The following is a 25,567-nucleotide window of genomic DNA, read 5'->3' on the forward strand; positions in this document are numbered from 1 at the left end:
TCGCCTGAAGCAAAAAGGGATCGAACTCATGGGTAAAGTGATCGGTATCGACCTCGGGACAACCAACTCCTGCGTGGCCATCATGGATGGTTCTCAGGCCCGGGTGATCGAAAATGCTGAAGGGGCGCGTACCACGCCCTCTATCGTCGGCTTCACCGACGACGAACGTCTGGTTGGCCAGCCTGCAAAGCGTCAGGCCGTGACCAACCCCGAAAACACCGTCTTTGCCGTCAAGCGCCTGATCGGCCGTCGCACCACCGACCCCGAGGTGACGAAGGATCAGGACATCGTGCCGTACAAGATCGTCGACGGCGGCAACGGCGACGCTTGGGTGGAAATCCGCGGCGAGAAGTACTCGCCCTCGCAGATCTCTGCCTACACGCTGCAGAAGATGAAAGAGACCGCCGAGAGCTACCTTGGCGAGGAAGTCACGCAGGCGGTCATCACCGTGCCCGCGTACTTCAACGACGCCCAGCGTCAGGCCACCAAGGACGCCGGCAAGATCGCGGGCCTCGAAGTCCTGCGCATCATCAACGAGCCGACCGCGGCTGCGCTGGCCTATGGTCTCGACAAGAAGGACAGCAAGACCATCGCCGTCTATGACCTTGGCGGCGGCACCTTCGACGTGACCATCCCGGAAATCGACGACGGTCTCTTCGAGGTCAAATCGACCAACGGCGACACCTTCCTCGGTGGCGAAGACTTCGACATGCGGATCGTCAACTACCTGGCGTCCGAGTTCAAGAAAGAGCACCAGGTCGACCTGACCAAGGACAAGATGGCCCTTCAGCGCCTGAAAGAGGCGGCGGAGAAGGCCAAGATCGAACTGTCCTCGGCCACCCAGACCGAGATCAACCAGCCGTTCATCTCGATGGGCGCCGGCGGCACCCCGCTGCACCTTGTGATGAAGCTGACCCGCGCCAAGCTGGAAAGCCTCGTCGGTGACCTGGTCAAGAACTCGATCAAGCCCTGCCGGGCGGCCCTGAAGGATGCCGGCCTGACCACCTCCGACATCGACGAGATCGTCCTGGTCGGCGGTCAGACACGGATGCCGAAGGTCATCGAAGAGGTCACCAAGTTCTTCGGGAAAGAGCCCCACAAGGGTGTGAACCCCGACGAGGTCGTCGCCATGGGCGCCGCCATTCAGGCCGGTGTTCTGCAGGGTGACGTCAAGGACGTGGTCCTGCTGGACGTGACCCCGCTGTCGCTGGGCATCGAGACGCTGGGCGGTGTCTTCACCCGCCTGATCGACCGGAACACCACGATCCCGACGAAGAAGTCCCAGGTCTTCTCGACCGCCGAGGACAACCAGTCGGCTGTGACGATCCGCGTCTTCCGGGGTGAGCGCGAGATGGCTGCCGACAACAAGATGCTCGGCCAGTTCAACCTCGAGGACATCCCGCCGGCCCCGCGCGGCATGCCGCAGATCGAAGTGACCTTCGACATCGACGCCAATGGCATCGTGTCGGTTGGTGCCAAGGACAAGGGCACCAACAAGGAGCAGAAGATCACGATCCAGGCGTCGGGCGGTCTGTCGGACGACGACATCGAGCGCATGGTCAAGGAGGCCGAGGACAACGCCGAGGCCGACAAGGGCCGCCGCGAGCTGGTCGAGGCCCGCAACCAGGCGGAAAGCCTGATCCACTCGACCGAGAAGTCGGTGGAAGATCACGGCGACAAGGTCGACCCCTCGACCGTCGAAGCGATCGAGCTGGCCGTGGCCGCGCTGAAGGACGATCTGGAAAAGGACGACATCTCGGCGGACAAGCTGAAGTCGGGCATCCAGAACGTGACCGAGGCCGCGATGCGTCTGGGCGAAGCGATCTACAAGGCACAGGCCGAGTCCGGTGACGACGCCGAGCCCGCCGCTGCCGACACCTCTTCTGGCCCCGCCGACGACGACAGCATCGTCGACGCGGACTTCGAGGATCTCGACGACAACAAGCGGGCCTGAGGCTTCGCTGTCGGAACCAATCAGGGGCCGGTCCGGACACCGGGCCGGCCCTTAGACGTTCCCGCATAAGGAGGACGGCTAATGTCCAAGCGCGATTACTACGATGTTCTCGGCGCGACCAAGGGGGCCTCTGCAGACGAGTTGAAGAAGGCCTATCGCAAGAAGGCCAAGGAACTTCACCCCGACCGCAACGCCGACAATCCCGAGGCCGAGTCGCAGTTCAAGGAAGTCAACGAGGCCTACGAGGTTCTGAAGGACGCCGACAAGAAGGCGGCCTACGACCGCTATGGTCATGCGGCCTTCGAGGGCGGCATGGGCGGCGGGCCGCGCCCCGGCGGCGGGATGCACGGCAATGCCGACTTCGCCAGCGCCTTCAGCGATGTCTTCGACGACCTGTTCGGCGATTTCATGGGGGCCAGCGTGGCGGGCGCCAGCGCGCGGCGCGTGGCGATGACCTGCGCTACAACCTGCGCGTGACGCTGGAAGAGGCCTTTAACGGCATCCAGAAGACGATCAACGTGCCGACCTCGGTGCAATGCGGGTCGTGCAGCGGCTCCGGGGCTGAAGGCGGCGCCGAGCCGGTGCAATGTCCGACCTGTTCGGGCATGGGCAAGGTCCGCGCCACGCAGGGCTTCTTTACCGTCGAGCGCACCTGCCCGACCTGTTCGGGCCTTGGCCAGATCATCAAGAACCCCTGTCGCACCTGTTCCGGTTCCGGTACGTGTGCAGCGGGATCGGGCGCTCTCGGTGAACATCCCCGCCGGGGTCGAGACCGGCACCCGCATCCGCCTTGGCGGAGAGGGCGAGGCCGGGATGCGCGGCGGCCCTCCGGGCGACCTCTACATCTTCGTCGAGGTCACGCCGCACAAGATCTTCGAGCGCGAAGGCCGCGAGCTGCATTGCCGCGTGCCCGTGTCCATGACCGTGGCGGCGCTGGGGGGCGACATCGAGGTGCCGACCATCGACGGCGGGCGGTCGCGGGTGAAGATCCCCTCGGGCAGCCAATCCGGGCGGCAGATGCGCCTGCGCGGCAAGGGAATGCCGGGTCTGCGGCAGCCGGGGCATGGCGACATGTTCATCGAGCTTGCGGTCGAGACCCCGGTGAACCTGACCTCGCGCCAGAAAGAGCTTCTGAAAGAGTTCGAGTCGCTGGCCGAGGACAACAACCCTGAATCCACCAGTTTCTTCAAGTCGGTGAAGAACTTCTGGGATTCCATGAAGGGCTGAGAAGACCCGTCCGGGCGCCGTCGCTGCGACGGCCCCGGACATCCCCACAGGACGCTGCGCCCTGTCGGAAGGGCGTCACATCCCCCTTGAGCGCGGGCGCGGCCAGCGCCTCTGCCGCGCGGGGGCCTGCCTTGGGCGCGGCTGAGGACCCGAAGGCCCGCATGGGCGGATGATTTTAACCCCGCGTTCACCTTCTTCGGCCCATGATGGCGCATGGCACGCATCCGGCATTTCTCCGACACCCAGCCCGCGCTTTTCGATGCGGACGAAGCGCCCGCCGCGCCCCCACGACCCGACGGCAGGACAACGCAGCCCTCGTATATCCGCGATCACCGCGCCCGGCTGCGGGACCGCTTTCTTGTCGGCGGCGCCGAGGCCCTGCCGGATTACGAACTGCTGGAGCTGCTCCTGTTCCGTGCCATTCCGCGACAGGATGTCAAACCCTTGGCCCGTCTGCTGCTCGACCGCTTCGGCGATTTCAACGGCGTCGTGTCTGCCCCCCTGCCCCGGCTCGAAGAGGTCAGCGGCGTGGGCCGCGCCGTCATCACGGAACTGAAGATCGTCCAGGCCGCCGCGCAGCGCCTCGCACAGGCGCGGGTGCTGAGAAAGCCGGTGGTCAGCTCATGGGACGCGCTGCTGGACTACTGCCAGACCTCCATGGCCCATGACGATATCGAACAGTTCCGCGTGCTCTTCCCGGACCGCAAGAACGTGCTGATCGCCGACGAGCCGCAGGCCCGCGGCACCGTGGACCATGTGCCCGTCTACCCGCGCGAGGTGTTGAAGCGCGCGCTTGAACTGAACGCGACGGCGCTGATCCTCGTGCACAACCACCCCTCGGGCGATCCGACCCCGAGCCAGGCGGATATCGAGATGACCACGCAGATCCAGCGCGCCGCCGACAGCCTGGGCATCGCGTTGCACGATCACCTCGTCATCGGCAAATCGCGCGAACTCAGCTTTCGCGCGGAAGGCCTGCTGTAGCGCGCCGGTTTCTTTCAAAGAAACCGGCCCGAATTCCGTGACGGAATTCGGCTCGCCCTCAGTCCACCCAGATCTCGACCCGACGATTGACCTGCCGCCCCCAGGCACTGTCGTCGCAGGCCATGGGCATGGCCTCGCCGAAGGCCATCACCGACAGCGTCACCCGCGACAGATCGGCGGTGTCGGCGGCCAGTTCCACCGCCTCGCGCACCGCCGTGGCCCGGCGCGTGGCGATGGTCAGGTTGCCCTCCGCCGGTCCGGCGCCGTCCGAGAACCCGACGAAATGCAGCGAGCGCCCGTCGAAGCGGCCCGCCTCCAGCGCGCTGGCCAGCTGCATCACGTTCGACCGCGACTGCGCGTCCAGCCGGGCCGACCCGGCCTCGAAGCGGAAGGACAGGCTGAGCCGCTGTTTGCGCAGCAGCGCCCGGGTCATCGCCTGCAGGTTCTCCAGCCCGCCGGCATCCCTCGCCACCAGCACCGCATTGGCGAAGCGGTCGCCCTGCAGGTCCATGGGCACCGCCTCGGGTTCCTGATCGACGAACCCGGCCCGCCGGATCACGATCTGCGCCGGGGTGCTGCGGGTATAGGTCAGGAAGTCGCGCCCCAGCGCCGGCAGCCGCCGCGCCGGAACGTAGAGGAACATCGGCGCGGTCAGCGGGTAATCCTCTGTCTTGATCGTCCGCCGCGCGGCGCGCAGCTGGAAGCCGCAGGGGCCGGTCAGGACCAGCGTCTTGGTCAGCCCGGTGTCCGAGAAGCTGCCCAGCCCAAGGCCGAAGGGGTCGTTGGCCACCGCCGCGACCAGCGCCCGGTTGCTGGCGTGCCGGACCACGCTGGCGCCCAGCTCGGCGCGGGCCGGGCGCAGCAGCCGGTCTTCCATCGCCTGAGACAGGCCCGATTGCGCGCCGCGCAGATGCACCGTGATGGGCGCATCGGGCCCGCCGAAGGCCGACCAGTTGTCGACCCGCCCGGTCAGAACGCGCACGATATCGGTGATCGACAGCGCCACCACCGGATTGCCCGCCTCGACAAGCGGCACCATCGCGTCCAGCGCAATCACCCGCGAACGGCGAGCATCGGCCATGTCGCCCAACCCGGCCTCGCGTGCCTGCCGCACCTCCTCCGGGCGGATCTCGCGCATGGCCATGACGATATCCGCCTCGTCCGCCAGCAGATCGGCAAAGCCCTCATCGGTGTTCGAGACGTGGAAATGGAACCGCCCCACGGGTTTGTCGCCGTCCCGCAGCACGTAGGTGAAGCGGGCCGGGTCTTCCTCCTCGGTCAGCCGTTCCGAGGTCAGGTTGTTGCGCAGGGCAAAGCCCTCGATCAGCGCGGGCATCAGCACACGCCCGATGGTCGCGGAGCCGGAAACAGAGATCTCGGCCACGAAGTCGATCAGCGAGGGGCAGCCGAAGCCGGTGCAGTTCACGCCGGACCCGTCGACGGTCAGTTCCCCGAATTCGGTCTCGACGCGGTAGAACTCTCCGTCGAAGCCCAGCAGTGTTCCGACGATCTCGATGGCCCCGTCGCGGGACCGCAGCGTCACGTCCTGCGCGGCGGCGCCCAAAGCCCCGACCGCAATGAAAAGTGCGGCGAAGATCGCCGCACGAAGATGCGCCATGGAAGCCCCGTCAGTCGCCTGTCACCGTCCGGCGATATTCAGGTCTTCGACGAGGTTTTTCAACACCAGAAAATCCCCAAGATCCTTGCATCCGGGCATGTCGAGCACGAGGTCCCGCACCCGCAGGCCCGCACCGTCGCGGATTTCCAGCGTCTGGGCCTCGACGGTCTGGCTGCAGTTCTGCGCGGTGACCTCGGCCTCGACCGTCATCGCCACGTCGCCGCCCTGACGCGCCGTGCCGCTGGGGAAGGAATAGACCTCGGCCACCAGTGCTTCTGGCGTGTCCATGCGGCCCAGCCGCACCAGAAAGCCGCCCTCACCACGGGCCGCCGCCGCCAGTTCGCCGGCACTGTCCGACCAGATGTGCCCGGGCTGGAAGTAGTCGGCCCCGAATTCGCGGGCGTGCAGTTGCAGGCCCGCCTCGCCCTTCCACTGGACCGCGACCCGGTCGTAGAAAGCCAGCGATGTGACGTCCGCGATGGCGGTGGCGCCCGCGCCCCCGGGGAAGCTGACCATGAAGCTGGCCCGCTGCGCGAAGGCCGGGACGGACAGCTTCAGCCGACCGTCCGACGGCAGGATCTCTGTGAACATCAGGCCCTGATGGTGCAGGGTCGCCCGTTCGCCCGCCTGGCAGGGCGCATCGAGGGTCAGGGTCACCATGGCCCCGGCCATGGGCTCTGCGGTCATGGCAATCTCGCAGGAAGGCCCGGCGGCGGGCTGGTCGGCGGGAATTTCCACCGCAAGGGGATCGTCCCCGGCGACGGGCATCGGACCGTCGACGGCGGCGAGGGTCACCGCCGCTTCGGGATCGGCGCGGGCAATGCCCTGTCCGGCGTCCATCGGCAGCAGCGGCATGACCCCGGCGGAAGAGGTCGGCGTGATCGCGGTCACCGTCAATGGCGCCGCCACGGTTTCCGTTGTCTGGCCGGGCAGGCCGTATTGCATGAGGTATCCGATGCCCAGGGCGCAGGCGAAGGTCGCACCGCCCATGATATAGCTTCTGATCCGCGACATGGCGGCCTCCTGATCCACAAGGTCAGGAAACACTCTGTTCCGCAAACAAGGCGCCGGTTTGTCCAACCGGCGGACTCATTTTGTCGATTGTCCGGCTCTCACGGTAAAAGAGCGCCCGAAGGCGCCCTTTCCAACCGTTTGAACCGTTTCAGCTCAGCTTGCCGTGGCAGTGCTTGAACTTCTGGCCCGATCCGCAGGGGCACAGGTCGTTGCGGCCCGGGTTGCCCCAGGTCGAGGGATCGTTCTCGTCGAAACCTTCGAGGGCCGCGCCTCCGGCCATTTCCATCGTCGCCGGGTTCGGTGCGACAGCGCCCGGGGCCGGTTCCGGCTGCTGGGCGGCCTGGGCGGCCTGCGCGGCGCGCTGCATCTCGGCCTGCTGCTGCGCCATCTGCTGGACCATCCTGCGCTGCTCTTCCTCGGTCATCGGGCGAACCTGCGACAGCTGCACCGTCACCTGTTCGCGCAGGCTTTCGAGCATGTTCTCGAACAGCTGGAAGGCTTCGTTCTTGTACTCATTCAGCGGATCGCGCTGCGCGTAGCCCCGGAAGCCCACGACAGAGCGCAGGTGTTCCAGCGTCAGAAGGTGCTCGCGCCACTTGGCGTCGATGCTTTGCAGCAGCACCTGCTTTTCGATCTGGCGCATGGTGTCCGGGCCGAAGGCTTCGGCCTTCTCGGCCATCATCTTGTCAGAGGCCTCTTCAAGCCGCTCGCGGATCACGTCCTGGTCGACGCCATCCTCTTCGGCCCAGCCGATCACCGGCACATCAAGGCTCAGCTTCTCGATGCAGGCGGCATAAAGACCCTGCATGTCCCACTGTTCGGCATAGGCCACGGGCGGGCAGTAGGTATCGACCAGTTCGTCGATGACCTCGTGGCGCATGTCGGTGACGATCTCGTTGAGATCCTGCGCCTCCATGATCTCGCGCCGCTGGGCAAAGATCACCTTGCGCTGGTCGTTCATCACGTCGTCGAACTTGAGCAGCTGCTTGCGGATGTCGAAGTTGCGCCCCTCGACCTTGGCCTGCGCGCGCTCCAGCGACTTGTTCACCCAGGGGTGGACGATGGCCTCGCCCTCTTTCATGCCCAGAGAGGACAGCACCTTGTCCAGACGTTCGCTGCCGAAGATCCGCATCAGGTCGTCTTCGAGCGACAGGAAGAAGGAGGACCGGCCCGGGTCGCCCTGACGGCCCGAACGGCCGCGCAGCTGGTTGTCGATGCGGCGGCTTTCGTGGCGCTCGGTCGCAAGCACGAAGAGGCCCCCGGCCTCTTTCACCGCCTGCTCGGCAGCGCCGTGTTCGGCCTCGATGCGCTCGCGGATCGCCTCGGGGTCGGCATCGGGCTCTGCCGCGATGGCCTCCATGATCTTGAACTCGACGTTGCCGCCCAGCTTGATGTCGGTGCCCCGGCCCGCCATGTTCGTGGCGATGGTGATCGCCCCCAGCTTGCCGGCGTCGGCGACGATCTGCGCCTCCTGCTCGTGCTGGCGCGCGTTCAGCACGTTGTGCTTCAGACCGGCCTCGGTCAGCAGGCGGCTGAGCATCTCGGACTTCTCGATGGAGGTCGTGCCCACCAGAACCGGCTGGCCCTTCTCATGCGCCTTGCGGATTTCCTCGACGATGGCGGCGTATTTCTCGGCGCCGGTGCGATAGACCGCATCGTCCTCGTCGATCCGCGCGATCGGCAGGTTGGTTGGCACCTCGACAACGCCAAGGCCGTAGATCTGCTGGAATTCCTCCGCCTCGGTCGAGGCGGTGCCGGTCATGCCAGACAGCTTTTCGTAGAGGCGGAAGTAGTTCTGGAAGGTGACAGAGGCCAGCGTCACGTTCTCGGGCTGGATGGTGCAGCCTTCCTTCGCCTCGATGGCCTGGTGCAGACCGTCCGACAGGCGGCGGCCCTGCATCATGCGCCCGGTGAATTCGTCGATCAGCATCACCTCGCCGTCGCGGACGATGTAATCCTTGTCCCGCAGGAACAGCTTGTGCGCCCGGATCGCCTGGTTGACGTGGTGCACGACGGTGGTGGACTCGGGATCATAGAGCGTCTGCCCCTCGGCCAGCAGGCCGCGCGCCTGAAGCTGCTCTTCGAGGTACTCGTTGCCCTCGTCGGTGAAGGTCACGTTGCGGGTCTTTTCGTCCAGGTCGTAGTGATCCTCCTGCAACTCGGGGATCAGCTTGTCGATGGCCTGATACAGTTCCGACCGGTCCTGCGCCGGGCCCGAGATGATCAGCGGCGTCCGCGCCTCGTCGATCAGGATCGAGTCCACCTCGTCGACGATGGCGAAGTAGTGGTCCTTCTGGTTGATCTGGGCGAGGTCCGACTTCATGTTGTCGCGCAGGTAGTCGAAGCCAAGCTCGTTGTTGGTCGCGTAGGTGATGTCGCAGGCATAGGCCTGCGCCTTCTCGTCCTCGGGCTGGCGCGGGTAGATCACGCCGCAGGTCAGGCCGAGCGCGCCGTAGACCTTGGTCATCCACTCCGCGTCGCGCTTGGCGAGATAGTCGTTGACGGTGACCACATGCACGCCGCGCCCGGTCAGCGCATTCAGGTAGGCCGGGAAGGTGGCGACCAGCGTCTTGCCCTCACCGGTCTTCATCTCCGAGATATTGCCCTGGTGCAGGAAGATCCCGCCCATCAGCTGCACGTCGAAGGCCCGCAGACCCAGCGCCCGCTTGGCGCCCTCGCGGCAGTTGGCAAAGGCCTCGGGCAGGAGGTTGTCGAGGCTCTCGCCCTCGGCAATCCGCTTCTTGAATTCCTCGGTCTTGGCGATCAGCCCGGCGTCGTCGAGCGTCTCGAACTCCGGCTCCAGCGCGTTGATCTTCTCGACCAGCGGCCGCGTCGCCTTGACCTTGCGGTCATTGGGCGTGCCAAAGATCTTGCGTGCGACTTTTCCGAACATTCGAACCCGATCCTATCCCGTCTTCGTGTGCGGCATCTGCTTGCCCGCCACGCCCATGAACCATATGACGGTGGAAACGACCGGCCTCGCAGAGCCATTGGGGCATGTAAGGGGCGGGCTGAAAAGTGTCAACGCCGCAGGGGGACGCGGCCAGTCTACAAAGGACGAAACGATGTCAGAAACACGCAAGATCCTCGCAGCCGCCGCCCCGGCGCTCTCCGCCGCGCTGCCCGCGCAGGCCCGAGGAAGAGCTGGCGGTCGACAGCGTGGTCGCCACGGTGAACGGGACCGACATCACGGTGGGCCACATGCTGATGGTCCGCGCCGGCCTGCCCGAGCAATACCAGCAGCTGCCCGACGCGGCGCTCTGGGACGGCATCCTGAACCAGATCATCCAGCAGGAAGTGCTGTCCCAGTCCGAGGGTCAGGCGGAAACCCTGCGCACCCGCATCGCGCTGGAGAACGAGGAACGCTCGCTGCGCGCCGCCGAGGCGATCACCAAGGTTGCAGAGGCCGCGGTGACCGACGAACTGATCCAGAAGGCCTATGAGGACGAATACGTCAACGGCGAGCTGGGCATGGAATACAACGCCTCGCACATCCTCGTCGAGACAGAGGAAGAGGCCACGGCCATCGCCGCCGAGGTCCGCGACGGCGCCGATTTCGCCGAAACCGCCAAGACCAAGTCGACCGGCCCCTCGGGCCCCAACGGCGGCTCGCTGGGCTGGTTCAGCGAGGGCATGATGGTCGCGCCCTTCCAGGAGGCCGTCGAGACGATGGAGCCGGGCGCGGTCTCCGACCCGGTGCAGACGCAGTTCGGCTGGCATGTGATCAAGCTGAACGAGACCCGCAACATGGAGGCCCCCGCCCTCGACGCGGTGCGCGGCGAGATCGCGCAGAAGCTTCAGGCCGAGGCCGTGCAGGCCCATATCGACGGGCTGGTCGAGGGCGCCGAGGTCGACAGCAAGGCTGCCGAGACCCTCGACACCTCGGTTCTTTCCAACTTCCAACTTCTGGATCAGTAACGATGCCGCCGCGCTCTCCTCTCGCTCCTGACAGCTTCCCCGCCCTGCCGGTCATCGGCGGGGTGCGCTTCGCCGCGGCCCAGGCCGGGGTGCGTTACAAGGGCCGTGTCGACGTCATGCTGGCGCTTCTGGACCCGGGCAGCGTGGTGACCGGCGTCTTCACGCGCTCGGCCACGCGCTCGGCCAATGTGCTCGACTGTCAGGCCAAGATCGGCCACGACAGCAAGGCGGGCGCGGCGATCATCGTGAACTCCGGCAATTCCAACGCCTTCACCGGCAAGGCCGGTGACGGCTCGGTCCGCGCGATCTGCGAGGCCGCGTCCGGCATCACCGGCCTTCCGGCCGAACGCATCTTCACCTCCTCGACCGGGGTGATCGGCGAACCACTGCCGCACGACCGCATCATCGCCAAGCTCGAAGAGCTGAACGAGGGGCTGACCGAGGACGCCATCGAGATGGCCGCCAAGGCGATCATGACCACCGACACCTTCCCCAAGGGCGCCACCGCGACCATCGAGGTCGAGGGCAAGCCGGTGAAGATCGCGGGCATCGCCAAGGGCTCGGGCATGATCGCGCCCGACATGGCCACCATGCTGGTCTATATCTTCACCGACGCGCAGATCTCCCGCGGCGCGCTGCAGGAGATCGTCAGCACCGTCAACGCCCGGACCTTCAACAATATCACCGTCGACAGCGACACCTCGACCTCGGACACTCTGCTGATGGCGGCCACCGGCGCCTCCGGCGTCGATGTCACCGGCAATGCCGCCTTTGCCGAAGCGGTCGAGACGGTCTTTCTCGACCTCGCGCATCAGGTGGTGCGCGACGGCGAGGGCGCGACCAAGTTCGTCACGGTCACCGTGACCGGCGCCGCCTCGGATGCCGATGCCAGGACCCACGCGCTGGCCATCGCCAACTCGCCGCTGGTCAAGACCGCCATCGCCGGGGAAGACCCGAACTGGGGCCGCATCGTCATGGCCGTGGGCAAATCCGGCGCCGCGGCGGATCGCGACACCCTCTCGATCCGCTTCGGAGACGTGCTTGTCGCGGACAAGGGCTGGCGCGCCCCCGACTACCGCGAGGAACAGGGCGCGGCGCTGATGAAAGAGCCAGAGATCGACATCACCGTCGATATCGGCCTGGGCCAGGGCAGCGCCACCGTCTGGACCTGCGACCTGACCCACGGCTACATCCAGATCAACGCGGACTATCGCTCCTGAGGCGCAAGCCCTGCGCTTCTTCTGTCCGGAAATATCCCGGGGTGCGGGGCAGCGCCCCGCTCCTCCCCTCGCCGCAGGTGCCAGACCCATGAAGATTGTCCTCGTTTCCGCCGTCGCCCTCATCGACCCCGATGGCCGGGTCCTTTTGGCGCAACGGCCGGAAGGGAAATCCATGGCCGGCCTCTGGGAGTTTCCCGGCGGCAAGGTAGAGCCCGGAGAGACGCCCGAAGCGGCGCTGATCCGCGAGCTGCACGAGGAACTGGGCATCGAGACATGGGAAAGCTGCCTTGCGCCGCTGACCTTCGCCTCGCATTCCTATCCCGATTTCCACCTGCTCATGCCGCTTTTCGCCTGCCGCAAATGGGGCGGGACACCGCAATCCCGAGAGGGACAGGCGCTGAAATGGGTGCGCGCCAATGCGCTGAAAGACTACCCCATGCCGCCCGCGGACATCCCGCTGATCCCGATTCTGCGGGACTGGCTCTGACCGGGCGCGCCTCGGGTCAAACCGCCTCACCTTCAGGTTTTGTCAATTTTTGTGCGGCAAGGGCCCGGTGAGGGGGCTCTCTGCCTGATCTTTCGGCATTTCCCGTCCGGGTTTCGATAGCAATAATCTTGCGCGTCAGGCATTCTATACGCAATGCACAATTGGGGAGGTAACGACATGCTGCGGACCATCACTCTGGGAAGCTGCGTCTCCGTTCAGGGGCTTCTTGAAAAGATCCTGCCGGACGGCCGTGTTTCCGTCCGCGTCGGCAATCGCATCTACACCGGGTTGCCGGTGGTGGGCAAAGCCTCGGCCTGAGCCGCGGCTCTGGCCCTGACGGAACCGGAACAAATGAAAAGGCCCCCGAATTTCGGGGGCCTTTTGCGCAATCCTATCGGCCTCTCCGGTACGGGCGGGGATCAGTCGAGCGACCGCTCGACCTCTTCCCGCTCGAAGATCTCGATGACGTCCGCCGGGCGGATGTCTTCGTAGTTCTCGAAGGCCATGCCGCATTCCTGACCCGAGATGACCTCTGCCACCTCGTCCTTGAAACGCTTCAGCGTCTTCAGCGTGCCCTCGTGGATCACCACGTTGTCGCGCAGCAGGCGCACTCCGGCAGAGCGGCGCGCCACGCCTTCGGTGACCAGACAGCCCGCGACCTTGCCGACGTTGGAGACCTTGAAGACCTCCTTGATCTCGGCGTAGCCGATGAACTTCTCGCGGATCTCGTTGGACAGCAGGCCAGAGGCCGCCGCCTTCACGTCGTCCACGAGGTCGTAGATCACGCTGTAGTAGCGGATCTCGACGCCCTTCTGGTTCGCGGCGTTCCGCGCCGGTGCATTGGCCCGGACGTTGAAGCCCAGGATCGGCGCGCCGGAGGCTTCGGCCAGACCCACGTCGGTCTCGGTGATCGCGCCGACACCATAGTGCAGCACGCGCACGCGGACCTCGTCGTTGCCGACCTTTTCCAGCGCCTGAACGATGGCCTCGGAAGAGCCCTGCACGTCGGCCTTCACCAGAACCGGCAGTTCCGACACGTCCTTGTCGTCCTTGGCCTTCTGCATCAGCTGCTCGAGGGTCGTCGCGGCACCGGCGGCGGCGCGCTTCTCCTTGGCGACGCTGGCGCGATACTCGGCGATCTCGCGGGCCTGCGCCTCGGTCTCGACGACGTTCAGGACGTCGCCGGCCTCGGGTGTGCCGTTGATGCCCAGCACCTCGACCGGAACCGACGGACCGGCTTCGGAGACGCGCTCACCCTTGTCGTTGATCAGCGCGCGGACCTTGCCGAACTGCTCACCCACGACGAAGATGTCGCCCTGCTTCAGCGTGCCGTTCTGCACCAGAACGGTGGCCACGGGGCCGCGACCCACGTCAAGCTGCGCCTCGATCACCGCGCCTTCGGCATTGCGGTTCGGGTTGGCCTTCAGTTCGAGAAGCTCGGCCTGAAGCGCGATGGCCTCCAGCAGCGAATCGAGGCCCTGGCCGGTGGTGGCCGAAACCTCCACGTCCTGCACCTCACCCGACATCTGCTCGACCACGACTTCGTGCTGCAGCAGGTCGGTGCGCACCTTGGTGGCATTGGCCGAGGGTTTGTCGATCTTGTTGATCGCCACGATCATCGGGACCTTGGCGGCCTTGGCGTGATTGATCGCCTCGACCGTCTGCGGCATCACCGCGTCGTCCGCCGCAACCACCAGCACGACGATATCCGTCACCTGGGCCCCGCGCGAACGCATCGAGGTAAAGGCCGCGTGGCCCGGCGTATCGAGGAAGGACAGGATCTGCCCGTCCTTCGTGGTCACCTGGTAGGCGCCGATATGCTGGGTGATGCCACCGGCCTCGCCCGAGGTCACGTTGGCGTTGCGAATCGCATCCAGAAGCGAGGTCTTGCCGTGGTCGACGTGACCCATGATCGTGATCACCGGCGGACGCGGCATCAGGTCTTCGGCCTTGTCGTCCTCGACCTTCAGCACATCCTCGACGTCGGCATCGGACACGCGCGTCACGCGGTGGCCGAATTCCTCGATGATCAGCTCGGCGGTGTCGGCGTCGATGCTCTGGTTCTGGGTCGCCATGATGCCGTTGTTCATCAGCGCCTTGACCACATCGGCCACGCGCTCGGCCATCCGGTTCGCCAGTTCGGCCACCGCGATCGCCTCGGGCAGCTGAACGTCGCGCACGATCTTCTCGCGCTGCTGGGATCCGCCCATCGCCTTCTGGCGCGCACGCTCCTGCTTGCGCTTCATCGCGGCCATGGATTTCTGGCGACCACCTTCGCCCGAGAGCGCCTGGTTCAGCGTCAGCTTGCCGGCCCGACGGCCACCGCCCTCGTCACTGCGTCCACGGCGACCGCCACGGTCGTCCTTGGTGTCCTGCGGTTCGGTGCGGCGCGGTGCGGGCTTGCCCTGCGTCTTGGCGCGCGGCGCCTCTTCTGCCGGGGCAGGCTGCGCAGCGGCGGCCTTGGCCGCCTCGGCGGCCTCGCGCGCCTTGCGCTCTTCTTCCTCGACCTTGCGCTTCAGGGCCTCTTCGGCCTCGCGCTGGTCGCGCTCTTTCTGTTCCTTCTCGGCGCGCAGGCGCTCACGCTCTTCGGCGCGGGCCTTTTCGTCGGCGGCGCGCTGCGCGGTTTCTTCCGCTTCGCGGGCCTTGGCGGCCTGCAACGCCTTCAGGCGGCGTTCCATCTCTGCATCGGAAATGCCCGCGGGACGCTTGCCAGAGCCGCCAATCGGCCCCTTGCCACCGCCCGCACCAGCCGCCGCGCCGGAACCCGGTTTGGGCACCACGACGCGCTTGCGCTTGGTCTCCACCACGACGTTCTTGGTCCGGCCATGGCTGAAGCTCTGCTTCACGCTGCCAGAGCGCGAACCGCCGCCACGAACACCCAATGTCTTTTTCCCGTCGTTATCGCTCATCAAGCTTCTTCATCCTTTCAGGCGGCCCCTGCCGCCAAGATCCGCAGTCGCCGCTGCGACGCGCATACCCTTCAGGCGTTGCGCATCCTCTACAATACGCGGCACCAGACCGCCAGAGCCAAGCGCGGCATGTATCACAGTTTGTCGACCGAAGGCCATTCCCAACTCGTCCGCCGTGAGCCAGCCGATATAGCGCCCCCCGTAGGGCGTGCTGAGTTTCGACTTGCCGCGACCCGATCCGTCTTCGGCCTGTATCAGTACCGTGGCCTCTTCCGCCTGAAGCCACGCCTTTACCTTTTCATACCCCGACACCGCCCCACCGGACTTGCGCGCCAGCGAAATCAGATCGATCACGCGCCGGGCGAGCATCTGCTCGACAAGATCGGCCAGCCCCTCCGGCACCTTGACCGGCTGCTTCATGGCCCGCGAGAACAGCCCCTTGGCGGCAGCCTTGTCCAGCGCCGCCCGGTCGGCAGACACATATACCCCCCGTCCGGGCAGTTTTCCAGCCAGATCCGGAACAATCTGCCCGTCGGGGCCAAGCACGAAGCGGACAAGACCGTTTTTCGGCTGCACCTCGCCGGTGGCGATGCACTTCCGCTCCGGTCCGTCCTCGCGCTGTTTTGCCTGGCTGCCTCGGGTCATGGATTGCCTCAGGCCTCCCGCTCTTCTTCGTCGGTGTCTTCGCCGTCTTCCGGCTCTTCACCCTCTTCGCCCTCTTCCAGCTCGGTCGGGTCGACCCAGCCCAGCAGCACGCGGGCGGTCATGACCATTTCCTGCGCATCTTCGAGGCTGACGCCGAATTTCTCCAGCAGACCATCGTCCTTGGTGCGCTGCCCGTCGACGGTCGTCCAGCCGCCGGCCAGCTCCCAGTCGGCGCAGGTGGCGAAGTCCTCCAGCGAGGTCACACCGTCCTCGGCCAGCACCTCGATCATCTGCGGGGTCAGGCCCTCGAAGCCGAACAGGCTGTCGTCGGCGCCCAGTTCCCGGGCGCGGGCCTCAGCCTTGCGGGCCTGTTCCTCGAGGAATTCGCGGGCGCGGGTCTGAAGCTCTTCGGCGGTGCTTTCGTCGACGCCGTCGATGACCAGAAGCTCGTCCATCTCGACATAGGCCACCTCTTCGAGGTTGGTGAAGCCTTCCGAGACCAGAAGCTGGGCGAAGAACTCGTCGAGGTCCAGCGTATCCATGAACAGCTTGGTGCGCTCTTCGAACTCGGCCTGACGGCGCTTCGATTCTTCCTCTTCGGTCATGATGTCGATGTCGAGACCGGTCAGCTGCGACGCCAGACGCACGTTCTGACCGCGACGACCGATGGCAAGCGACAGCTGCTCGTCCGGGACGACGACTTCGATGCGCTCGGCCTCTTCGTCGAGGACGACCTTGGACACCTCGGCGGGCTGAAGCGCGTTCACCAGGAAGGTCGGCACGTCCTCGTTCCACGGGATGATGTCGATCTTCTCGCCCTGAAGCTCGTTGACGACGGCCTGCACGCGGCTGCCGCGCATACCGACGCAGGCGCCGACCGGGTCGATGCCGCCGTCATAGGAGATCACTGCGATCTTCGCGCGCGAACCCGGGTCGCGGGCCACGGCCTTGATCTCGATGATGCCGTCGTAGATTTCCGGCACTTCCATCTTGAACAGCTCTGCCATGAACTCGGGCGCGGTGCGCGACAGGAAGATCTGCGGGCCGCGGGTCTCGCGGCGCACGTCCTTGATGTAGCAGCGGATGCGGTCGCCGGGGCGGTAGGCCTCGCGGTCGATCTTGTCGTTGCGGCGCAGGATCGCCTCGCCACGGCCCACGTCGACGATGACGTTGCCGTATTCCTCGCGCTTGACCAGGCCGTTGATGATGGTGCCCGCGCGGTCCTTGAACTCGTCGTACTGGCGGTCACGCTCGGCCTCGCGGACCTTCTGCAGGATCACCTGCTTGGCCGACTGCGCCGCGATCCGGCCCAGTTCCACCGGCGGAACCTCTTCGACGAAGGTGTCGCCCACCTGCGGGTCGGCCATGTACTGCTTGGCCTGCTGGACGGTCATCTCTGCCTGGTAGTTCTCCAGCTCCTCATCCTCGACCACGGTGCGCACGCGGGTAAAGGTGGCGCGGCTCGGTCTTGCGGTCGATGGACACGCGGATGTCCATTTCGCTGCCGTAGCGCGACTTGGCGGCCCGGGCGAGGCTTTCTTCCATCGCCTCGACCACGAGGCCGGGGTCGATCATCTTCTCGCGTGCGACCGCCTCGGCGGTCTGAAGCAGCTCGAGCTGGTTCGCAGAGGTGATTGCCATTATTCTTCCTCCTCGGGCCCCTCGGCCTCGATTTCGTCAAACCTTGTTTCGTCGATGGCGCCTTCGGACGCGCCGCCCGGCGCGGCCTTGCGGGCGCGCAGCATCTCGCGGATCAGCTCGTCGGTCATCACCAGCTTGGCGTCGGACAGCCAGTCGAACTGCAGGCCCACGGTGCCCTCGTCGAGATTGACCAGCACCTCGCCGTCCTCGACACCCGCCAGCACGCCGCGAAAGCGCTTGCGGCCGTCGATCATCTCGGTGGTTTCCAGCTTGGCCTCGTAGCCCTCGTAGGTCTCGAAATCCTTCAGCCGGGTCAGCGGCCGGTCGATGCCGGGGCTGGAGACTTCCAGCGTGTACTGGTCGGAAATCGGGTCCTCGACGTCCAGCACGGCAGAGACGGCGGTCGAGATCTCGGCGCATTGGTCGACTTCGATGCCGCCCTCGGGCCGCTCTGCCATGATCTGCAACAGGGGCGTGTTGCCGCCCTGCAGGCGGATGCGCACGACTTCGAAGCCCATGTCCTCGATCACCGGAGTGATGATCTCGGCCACGCGCTTGTCCATGCCGGTCTTGGCGATCAGGTCGGTCATTCGGGTCCTCCCAATGGGCGGAAAACAAAAAAGCGGGCCAGCGGCCCGCTCGAAAGTCTCGGTGGGCGCCGGGGGACCGACGCGCCGCTGTTGCAAGGGCATATAGGCCAGCCCCTCCCGCAACGCAAGCGGATTCGCCGATCAGCCGCCCGGGGCGGTGGAAAGGCCCTTCGAAGGGCCTTCCGAAAGCCGCTTCCAAGCGGCTTTCCCCGCTCAGGTCATGACGTCGGGTTCCGCCCGCCCGGTGATCGCGCGCAGCTGCGTCAGTTCCTCGACCGCCAATACGATCTCGGCCAGCGCCTGTTGCGTCTCGATCTCCAGATCGCCCTCGGCGGGCACGTAGCGTTCGAGGTAGACGCGGATCGTCGCGCCCTCCGTCCCGGTGCCCGACAGACGCATCACCGCGCGAGAGCCGCCCCGGAACATCACCCGCAGGCCCTGCTTCTCGCTGACCGACCCGTCCACCGGGTCGAGATAGGCAAACTGGTCGGCCTCCTCGACGGTCAGCCCGGCGACCCCGGTGCCCGGCAACCCGTCCAGCTTGGCCACCAGCCCCTCGACCACGGCATTGGCCTTCTCGGTCTCGACCGCCTCGTAGTCGTGGCGCGAGTAGTAGTTGCGACCGAAGGTCTGCCAGTGGTCGCGCAGGATGTCAGCCACCGACATCTTCCGCACCGCCAGCACGTTCAGCCACAGAAGCACCGCCCAAAGCCCGTCTTTCTCGCGCACGTGGTCGCTGCCCGTCCCGGCGCTTTCCTCGCCGCAGAGCGTCGCCTTGCCCGCGTCCAGCAGGTTGCCGAAGAACTTCCAGCCGGTGGGCGTCTCGTAGCAGCCGATGCCCAGCTTTTCCGCCACCCGGTCGGCGGCGCGCGAGGTCGGCATCGACCGCGCCACGCCCGCCAGCCCGCGCGCGTAGCCCGGCGCCAGATGCGCATTGGCCGCCAGCACCGCAAGGCTGTCCGAGGGCGTGACGTAGACACCCTTCCCAAGGATCATGTTGCGGTCGCCGTCGCCGTCCGAGGCGGCCGCGAAATCCGGACCATCCTCGGACATCACCAGATCGACCAGCGGCTTTGCCCAGATCGGGTTGGGGTCCGGGTGGCCCTTGCCGAAATCCACCTTGGGTGTGCCGTTCAGGACGGTGCCCTTCGGCGCGCCCAGCCGGTTCTCGAGGATCTCATGCGCATAGGGGCCGGTGACCGCGTGCATGGCGTCGAACTTCACCGCAAAGCCGCCCGCGAGCAGCGCCCGGATGGCGTCGAAGTCAAACAGCGTCTCCATCAGCGCGGCGTAGTCGGTGACCGGGTCCACCACCTCGACCACCATGTCGCCCGGGGCGACCTCTCCCAATGCGGACAGGTCCAGGTCGGGCGTTTCCAGCGTCACGTAGCGCGAGATCGTCTTGGTGTTCTCGAAGATCGCCCCGGTCACGCTTTCGGGGGCCGGACCGCCGTTGGCAGTGTTGTACTTCAGGCCGAAATCCTCGTCGATGCCGCCCGGGTTGTGGCTGGCCGACAGGATCAGCCCGCCGTTCGCCTCGCGTTGCCGGATCAGGTTCGACGCGGCGGGGGTGGACAGCAGCCCGCCCTGCCCCACGATGCAGCGCGCCGCGCCATTGGCGGCGGCCATGCGCAGGATCGTCTGGATCGCCTCGGCGTTGAAATAGCGCCCGTCGCCGCCGACGACGAAGGTCTTGCCCTCGCAGCCCTCGATGGCATCGAAGATCGACTGGACGAAGGCCTCGACATAGCCCTCCAGCATGAAGACCCCGGTCTTCTTGCGCAGGCCCGAGGTGCCGGGCTTCTGCCCGTCGAAAGGCGTGATCTCGCGGGTCACGGGGGTGGTCATGGTCGTCCTTCCTTGCAGGCGGGGCCTGTCTTCTGTCGTGTCCGGGCGGATGGATGGCCGCCCGTCAGGTCTTGCGTGTCATTCCGGCGGCGCGGTCCAGCGCCGTCACCGCGACGGGCAAACGCCGCCGCCAGTTGGGGTGTTCCGCGATGGTGCCGGGCAGGTTCTGCGCCTCGAGACAGCCGAAGGCATCGTCCAGCTGCACCGCCACCAGCGCCGCGCCCGACTGCGCCAGCTGCCCGTGCAGGTGATCGACGATCTCGGGCGGGCGCCGCGTCGGGCGGCAGGTGGCACATGGCCCGCAGAACATGGCGCTGGCGGGCGCGGATGTCATGGCGGGCCTGCGCCTCGGCGTCAGAGATCCAGCCCATCCGCCGCCACCACGCGATGTCCTGCCCGTACCAGAAGCCGGTGATGGTCGGCGTGTCATGCGTCCCGAAACAGGCCAGCGAAAAATCGCGCAGCCGGTCCACGGGGCGCAGGGTGCCATCGTCAAAGGTCTCGTATTGCCAGACCGCGTAGCTGTAGAGGCCGGCCTCGTTCAGCCTCTCGCGAAAGCCCTCGGGCACCAGACCCAGATCCTCGCCCACCACGACGCAGCCCGCCCGCCGCGCCTCGATGGCGATCACGGCGAGGAAGGCCTCGAGCGGCTGGCTGATGTAGCCGCCGGGGCTGCCGTCGTCGGGCTGCCAGAAGCTGCGGGTCAGGCCAAGCACGTGGTCGATGCGCAGGATGCCCGCGTGCCGCATCAGCTTGCGCAGCATGGCGCGCAGCGGCGCGTAGCGCGCGGCCTTCAGGCGGGCGGGGGCATGGGCGGCAAGGTCCCAGCTTTGGCCCTCGGGGTTCAGCATGTCGGGCGGCGCGCCGATGGTCACGCCCTTGGCGATGGTCTCGGCGTTCATCCAGACCTCGGCGCCGCCGGGGCGCGAGCCGACGGCAAGGTCGAGGTAGAGCCCATAGTCCATCCCCGCCGCCTTCGCCGCCCCCTGCGCCGCATCCAGCTGCACCTCGGCCCGCCATTGCAGCCACTGGTGGAAGCTGGTGTCGCCCGCCGCCTGCGTCGCTTCGGCGCCGGGGGTGCGCAATGCCGCGGGCCAGTGGCGGAAGTCGTCGCCCTGCCGCGCGCTGATCGCCTCGAACGTGGCGAAATCGACCAGCGCCCTGTCTGCCCCGACCCGGTAGCGGTCGAACCCCGCGTCACCGTCTGACGCAATGAAGGCCCGGAACTCGTCCTGCAAAGCGGCGCGATGGCGCTTGCGGAAGGCGGCGTAATCGACCAGCGGCGCCTCGGGCGTCGGCCCCAGCCCCGCCGCGAGGGCGATGTGATCGGTGCTGAAAAAACCGCGATGCGTGGGCGAATAGGGGCTGGTGATGTCCTCGGTCGCCCAGCCCAGCGCGTGCACGGGGTTCAGGCCGAGGAAATCCGCCCCGGTCCGGGCCAGCGCCGCCACCGCGCGGCCAAGATCGCGATAGCTGCCAAGGCCGCCGTTGTCTTCGGACCGCAGGCCGTAGAGCGCGCCGCAATAGCCCCAGCCGGGGCCATCGGCCACTTCGGTGGTCAACGGCGCATGGGCGGGACGGCAGAGGATGAAACACGCGGCCCCGCCCGCCTGCAGGGTGTAATAGCCCATCTCGAGCCCGGGCAGGTCGATGGTGCCATCGGCGCGGCCCCGCGCCACCTCGGCCCCCGCCTCGTCGGTCAGGCTGAACTCCGACGGCGTGGCCAGCGGCACCGACAGGGGCACACCCGCGCGGGCGATCACCTCGGCGGGAAGGGCGGCGGCGGCCTGCGCCTGCGTCTCTTTCAGGGCGGCGACCACGGCGGCGTCGGTCCCGGCCTCCACGCCCATGGCGCCCAGCAGCGCGCGCAGCGTCGGCGGGCTGGCATCCTTGCGCCGCCCTTGCAGGTCGTAGAACCCCGCATGCACGCCATATGCCTGCGCAAGGGCGCGCAGCGCCGCATCCGCGCCGGTCATGTCGCCGCCCCCTCCGGCACGAAGACCCCGAGCGCATGCGCCGACAGGCTGACCGAAGGCCCCTCGATGCGCAGCCGGGACTGGGCGCTGCGGCTGGTATCAAGCGCCATGCTCCACTGCCCCCGCTCCAGCGCGGGCAGGGTCACTTCCTGCGCCTCGGCGGTCGTGTTGAAGGCAAGGTAGACCTCGTCCGCCAGCGCATTGCCCGTGGCGCTTTCGCCAGAGCCGCGCAGGTGCAGGCAGAGGCAGCCCAACGCCGGGTCCGACCAGTCGGCGGGCCGGTGGGCAAAGTCGCGCCATTCCACGTCGCGCAGCCCGTCCGCCGTGCGCTCAGCCCCGTGCAGGAAGGTCGTCTGCCGCAGCACCGGGTGGGCGCGGCGCAGGGCAGCGCAGGCGGCGGTGAAACCGATCAGGTCTTCGTCCATCGCGGCCCAGTCGATCCATGTGGTCCGGTTGTCCTGACAATAGGCGTTGTTGTTGCCGTCCTGCGTGTTGCCGCCCTCGTCCCCGCACAGGATCATCGGCACCCCCTGCGAGACGAAAACCGTCGCCAGAAGGTTGCGCACCCGCTGTTGCCGCGCGGCGAGGATGGCGGGATCGTCGGTCCGCCCCTCCACCCCGAAATTCTCGGAGTAATTGGCGTGGTGGCCGTCGCGGTTGCCCTCGCCGTTGGCGTGGTTGTGGCGATCCTCGTAGGCGGCGCAATCGGCCAGCGTGTACCCGTCGTGCGAGGCGGCGTAATTGACCGAGGACCAGGCCCGCCGCCCGCGCTTGTCGAACAGTTCCGCCGTGCCCAGAAGCGCCGAGCCCAGATCCTGCGCCGCATGGCGGTCACGCCGCCAGAAGCGGCGCACGGTGTCGCGGTACTTGTCGTTCCACTCGGCGAACTCGGGCGGGAACTGGCCAAGCTGGTAGCCGCCCGGACCGATATCCCAGTGGCTCTGCGATCAGCTTCACCCCCGCCAGCACCGGGTCCTGCCTCAGCGCGTCGAGGAACCCGCCATTCCGGTCGAAGCCATGCGCCTCGCGCGCGACGGCGGTGGCAAGGTCGAAGCGGAAGCCGTCGACGCCCATGGCCTGCACCCAGAACCGCAGGCTGTCCATGACCAGCTGCAGCACCTGCGGATGCGCGGTGTTCAGCGTGTTGCCGGTGCCGGTGTCGTTGACGTAATAGCGCGGCTCTCCGGCGGCGAGGCGGTAGTAGCTGGCGTTGTCCAGCCCCCGGAAGGACAGGGTCGGGCCAAGGTGGTCGCCCTCGGCGGAGTGGTTGAAGACCACGTCCAGCAACACCTCGATCCCCGCCGCGTGGAAGCGGTCGACCATGCGGCGAAAGCCCGCCACGCCCTCGGGGCCGAAATAGCGCGGTTCGGGCGCGAAGAAGCCCACGGTGTTGTAGCCCCAGTAGTTGACAAGGCTGCGCGACAGAAGCGCGTCCTCGGACTTCAGCGCGTGGACTGGCAGCAGTTCCACCGCCGTCACGCCCAGCCGGGTCAGGTGGTCCAGCATCGCGTCCGAGGCCATGCCGTCATAGGTGCCGCGCATCGCCTTCGGGATATCGGGGTGGCGCATGGTGGCGCCCTTGACGTGGGCCTCGTAGATCAGCGTCTCGGACCAGTCGCGGCCCAGCCGGGTGGCGTCCATGGGAAAGGTCTCGGGGTCCGAGATCACCGACTTCGGCAGGTAGGGCGCACTGTCCTGCCCGTCGAAGGACATATCGGCCCCGGCATTGCCGACCTTGTAGCCGTAAAGCGCGCGGTGACGGATGAAGCCGCCCGCCATTTCGCGTGTGTAGGGGTCCAGCAGCAGCTTGTTCGGGTTGAAGCGATGCCCCCGGTCCGGCGTATAGGGCCCGTCGACGCGGTAGCCGTAAAGCGCCCCCGGCGCCAGCCCCGGCAGGTAGCCGTGCCATGTATCGCCGCTGCGTTCGGGCAGGGGGACACGCGCCGTCTCTGTCTCGCCGTCCGGGGTAAACAGGCAGAGGTCCACCCGCGAGGCATGCGCCGAGAAGACGGCGAAATTCGTGCCCTCTCCGTCGAAATGCGCGCCCATGCGGTGGGGCGTGCCGGGCCGGACCTCGGGGTTGACGCGGGTCTGCATGGTCATGCCTGCAGGGCCGCGTAGAGGTCGGCATAGGCGCGGGCCGAGGTTTCCCACCCGACGGGCTGGCGCATGGCGGCGCGCTGCATTCCCTGCCAGAGCTTGCGGTCGGCATAGGCCGCGCAGGTGCGGCTGATCCCGGCCTCGATCCCCTGCCGGCTGACGGTGTCCAGCACGAAGCCCGTGGCCACGCCCACCGCCAGAGCCGCCGCGTTGGCGTCGATCACCGTATCGGCAAGGCCCCCGGTGCGCGCCACCACCGGCAGGGTGCCGTAGCGCAGCCCGTAAAGCTGGGTCAGGCCGCAGGGTTCGAACCGCGAGGGGATCAGGATGGCGTCCGCCCCGCCCTGCAGAAGGTGCGAAAACGCCTCGTCATAGCCGATCTGCACCCCGACGCGGCCCGGGAACTGCCGGGCGGCACGGGTATAGGCCTCTTCCAGCGCGGGCTCGCCCGAGCCCAGCAGCGCCAGCTGCGCGCCCTCGGCCACCAGATGCGGGATCGCCTCGGCCAGCGTGTCGAGGCCCTTTTGTCCGGTCAGGCGGCTGATGACGCAGAAAAGCGGCCCCTCGCCCGGCTCCAGCCCCAGACGCGCGGCGATCGCGGCGCGGTTCTCGGCCTTACGGACCAGCGTCTTGGCGTCGAAGGTCCGGGCCAGCGCCGCGTCCGTTGCCGGATCCCACACGCCGGTGTCGATGCCGTTGAGGATGCCGGTCAGATCGGCGGCGCGGGCCTGCAACACGCCCTCCAGCCCCATGCCGAATTCGGGCGTCAGGATCTCGCGCGCGTAGGTGGGGCTGACGGTGGTCACCGCATCGGCATAGACCAGCCCGGCCTTCAGGAAGGACAGGTCGCCGTAGTATTCCAGACCCTCGGGATGGAACCAGTCGTCGCGCAGCCCAAGCTCGCCCAGCACCTGCGGGCCAAAGCGGCCCTGAAAGGCGATATTGTGGATCGTCAGCACCGACTTCGGCCCGGCGCGGCCCGCCTGCTTCAGGTACACCGGCACCAGCCCCGCCTGCCAGTCATGGGCGTGCAGCACCTCGGGCTTCCAGCCCGGCAGCCCGTCGAAGCAGATGCGCGCCGCCGCCTGCGCCAGCGCGCCGAAACGCAGGTGGTTGTCGGCCCAGTCGCGCCCGTCGGGGCCGGTGTAGGGATTGCCCGCGCGGTCATAAAGCTGCGGCGCATCCAGCAGCAGCAGCACCAGCCCCTGCGCCTGAACCTGCACCAGCCGCCCCGGCCCGCCGGGAAGGTCGTCGAACCGCGCGACCTCTTCGCCCTGCGGCAGCAGCGGGAACAGCGCCGGATAGGCGGGCAGCAACACCCGCGCGTCCAGGCCCAGGGGCGCCAGCGCCCCGGGCAGGGCGCCCACCACGTCCGCAAGCCCCCCGTCTTGACGAAAGGCGCGCATTCCGAGGTGACCATCAGGACGTTCATGCCG

At 67.2% G+C, this 25,567-nt stretch carries 17 protein-coding genes and 5 pseudogenes; 9 read left to right on the forward strand and 13 right to left on the reverse strand.

Annotated elements, in window-relative coordinates:
* The first annotated feature begins 28 nt into the window (after positions 1-28).
* From dnaK to radC, 5 genes and pseudogenes are all read left to right on the forward strand, one after another.
* Positions 29-1,954: a molecular chaperone DnaK gene (gene dnaK / locus ABFB10_RS08300; protein WP_347166155.1), complete on the forward strand. Its 1,926-nt coding sequence runs from the start codon at positions 29-31 to the stop codon at positions 1,952-1,954.
* A gap of 81 nt (positions 1,955-2,035) precedes the next feature.
* Positions 2,036-2,431 (forward strand): DnaJ domain-containing protein, encoded by a 396-nt coding sequence (locus tag ABFB10_RS08305; RefSeq protein ID WP_347166156.1) that lies wholly within the window; start codon positions 2,036-2,038, stop codon positions 2,429-2,431.
* A 104-nt stretch (positions 2,432-2,535) separates the two neighbouring features.
* Positions 2,536-2,613 (forward strand): annotated as a pseudogene (locus ABFB10_RS08310) (hypothetical protein); the annotation flags it as partial.
* Between the two features lie 13 nt (positions 2,614-2,626).
* Positions 2,627-3,181, forward strand: coding sequence for a DnaJ C-terminal domain-containing protein (locus ABFB10_RS08315; RefSeq protein ID WP_347166157.1), 555 nt, complete (start codon positions 2,627-2,629; stop codon positions 3,179-3,181).
* Positions 3,182-3,394: 213 nt separating this feature from the next.
* A complete protein-coding gene (radC, locus tag ABFB10_RS08320; RefSeq protein WP_347166158.1) occupies positions 3,395-4,165 on the forward strand; it encodes a RadC family protein in 771 nt (256 codons plus the stop codon).
* A gap of 58 nt (positions 4,166-4,223) precedes the next feature.
* On the opposite strand, the gene ABFB10_RS08325 is transcribed toward radC, so the two are convergent.
* From ABFB10_RS08325 to ABFB10_RS08340, 4 genes are all read right to left on the reverse strand, one after another.
* Positions 4,224-5,783, reverse strand: a complete 1,560-nt coding sequence (locus ABFB10_RS08325) for a phosphate ABC transporter substrate-binding/OmpA family protein (protein WP_347166159.1) — start codon at positions 5,781-5,783, stop codon at positions 4,224-4,226.
* A gap of 21 nt (positions 5,784-5,804) precedes the next feature.
* Positions 5,805-6,797 (reverse strand): translocase, encoded by a 993-nt coding sequence (locus ABFB10_RS08330; protein WP_347166160.1) that lies wholly within the window; start codon positions 6,795-6,797, stop codon positions 5,805-5,807.
* Between the two features lie 148 nt (positions 6,798-6,945).
* Positions 6,946-9,690: a preprotein translocase subunit SecA gene (gene secA, locus ABFB10_RS08335; RefSeq protein WP_347166161.1), complete on the reverse strand. Its 2,745-nt coding sequence runs from the start codon at positions 9,688-9,690 to the stop codon at positions 6,946-6,948.
* A gap of 175 nt (positions 9,691-9,865) precedes the next feature.
* Positions 9,866-10,000, reverse strand: coding sequence for a hypothetical protein (locus ABFB10_RS08340; RefSeq protein WP_347166162.1), 135 nt, complete (start codon positions 9,998-10,000; stop codon positions 9,866-9,868).
* Here ABFB10_RS08340 and ABFB10_RS08345 point away from each other — a divergent pair.
* The 4 genes from ABFB10_RS08345 (at position 9,999) to ABFB10_RS08360 (ending at position 12,740) form a co-directional block, all read left to right on the forward strand.
* The gene (locus ABFB10_RS08345) at positions 9,999-10,715 is read left to right on the forward strand and encodes a peptidylprolyl isomerase (RefSeq protein ID WP_347166163.1); all 717 of its coding nucleotides are present in this window, start codon (positions 9,999-10,001) and stop codon (positions 10,713-10,715) included. The two genes, ABFB10_RS08340 and ABFB10_RS08345, sit on opposite strands and share 2 nt — an antisense overlap.
* A 2-nt stretch (positions 10,716-10,717) precedes the next feature.
* The gene (argJ, locus tag ABFB10_RS08350; protein ID WP_347166164.1) at positions 10,718-11,935 is read left to right on the forward strand and encodes a bifunctional glutamate N-acetyltransferase/amino-acid acetyltransferase ArgJ; all 1,218 of its coding nucleotides are present in this window, start codon (positions 10,718-10,720) and stop codon (positions 11,933-11,935) included.
* Positions 11,936-12,023: 88 nt separating this feature from the next.
* Complete coding sequence (gene mutT, locus ABFB10_RS08355) at positions 12,024-12,422, forward strand: 8-oxo-dGTP diphosphatase MutT (RefSeq protein WP_347166165.1); 399 nt, start codon at positions 12,024-12,026, stop codon at positions 12,420-12,422.
* A gap of 177 nt (positions 12,423-12,599) precedes the next feature.
* Positions 12,600-12,740: a hypothetical protein gene (locus tag ABFB10_RS08360; RefSeq protein WP_347166166.1), complete on the forward strand. Its 141-nt coding sequence runs from the start codon at positions 12,600-12,602 to the stop codon at positions 12,738-12,740.
* 101 nt (positions 12,741-12,841) lie between these two features.
* On the opposite strand, the gene infB is transcribed toward ABFB10_RS08360, so the two are convergent.
* The 9 genes and pseudogenes from infB to glgA all read right to left on the reverse strand — a co-directional run bounded on the left by infB (position 12,842) and on the right by glgA (position 25,563).
* On the reverse strand, positions 12,842-15,331 hold the full coding sequence (infB, locus tag ABFB10_RS08365) for a translation initiation factor IF-2 (protein WP_347166167.1): 2,490 nt from the start codon (positions 15,329-15,331) through the stop codon (positions 12,842-12,844).
* Between the two features lie 9 nt (positions 15,332-15,340).
* Positions 15,341-15,976, reverse strand: coding sequence for an RNA-binding protein (locus ABFB10_RS08370; RefSeq protein WP_347166168.1), 636 nt, complete (start codon positions 15,974-15,976; stop codon positions 15,341-15,343).
* Between the two features lie 8 nt (positions 15,977-15,984).
* A pseudogene (gene nusA / locus ABFB10_RS08375) lies at positions 15,985-17,617 on the reverse strand (transcription termination factor NusA).
* Positions 17,617-18,207 carry a ribosome maturation factor RimP gene (gene rimP / locus ABFB10_RS08380; protein ID WP_206563800.1) on the reverse strand — a complete coding sequence of 197 codons (591 nt, stop codon included), beginning with the start codon at positions 18,205-18,207 and terminating at the stop codon, positions 17,617-17,619. Before rimP ends, nusA begins: the two are co-directional and overlap by 1 nt.
* A 213-nt stretch (positions 18,208-18,420) precedes the next feature.
* A complete protein-coding gene (locus ABFB10_RS08385; RefSeq protein ID WP_347166169.1) occupies positions 18,421-20,055 on the reverse strand; it encodes an alpha-D-glucose phosphate-specific phosphoglucomutase in 1,635 nt (544 codons plus the stop codon).
* Positions 20,056-20,119: 64 nt separating this feature from the next.
* Entirely contained in the window at positions 20,120-20,485 is a 366-nt protein-coding gene (locus ABFB10_RS24040; protein ID WP_430523038.1) for a 4-alpha-glucanotransferase, read from the reverse strand.
* Positions 20,409-22,031 (reverse strand): annotated as a pseudogene (malQ, locus tag ABFB10_RS08390) (4-alpha-glucanotransferase); the annotation flags it as partial. The gene ABFB10_RS24040 and the pseudogene malQ, both read right to left, overlap by 77 nt.
* Positions 22,028-24,134, reverse strand: a pseudogene (glgX, locus tag ABFB10_RS08395) (glycogen debranching protein GlgX). The pseudogenes glgX and malQ, both read right to left, overlap by 4 nt.
* A pseudogene (glgA, locus tag ABFB10_RS08400) lies at positions 24,131-25,563 on the reverse strand (glycogen synthase GlgA). Before glgA ends, glgX begins: the two co-directional pseudogenes overlap by 4 nt.
* Positions 25,564-25,567: the final 4 nt, after the last annotated feature.

Origin of the sequence: Ponticoccus litoralis, assembly GCF_039769985.1 — a bacterium.
GTDB lineage: Bacteria > Pseudomonadota > Alphaproteobacteria > Rhodobacterales > Rhodobacteraceae > Ponticoccus > Ponticoccus litoralis.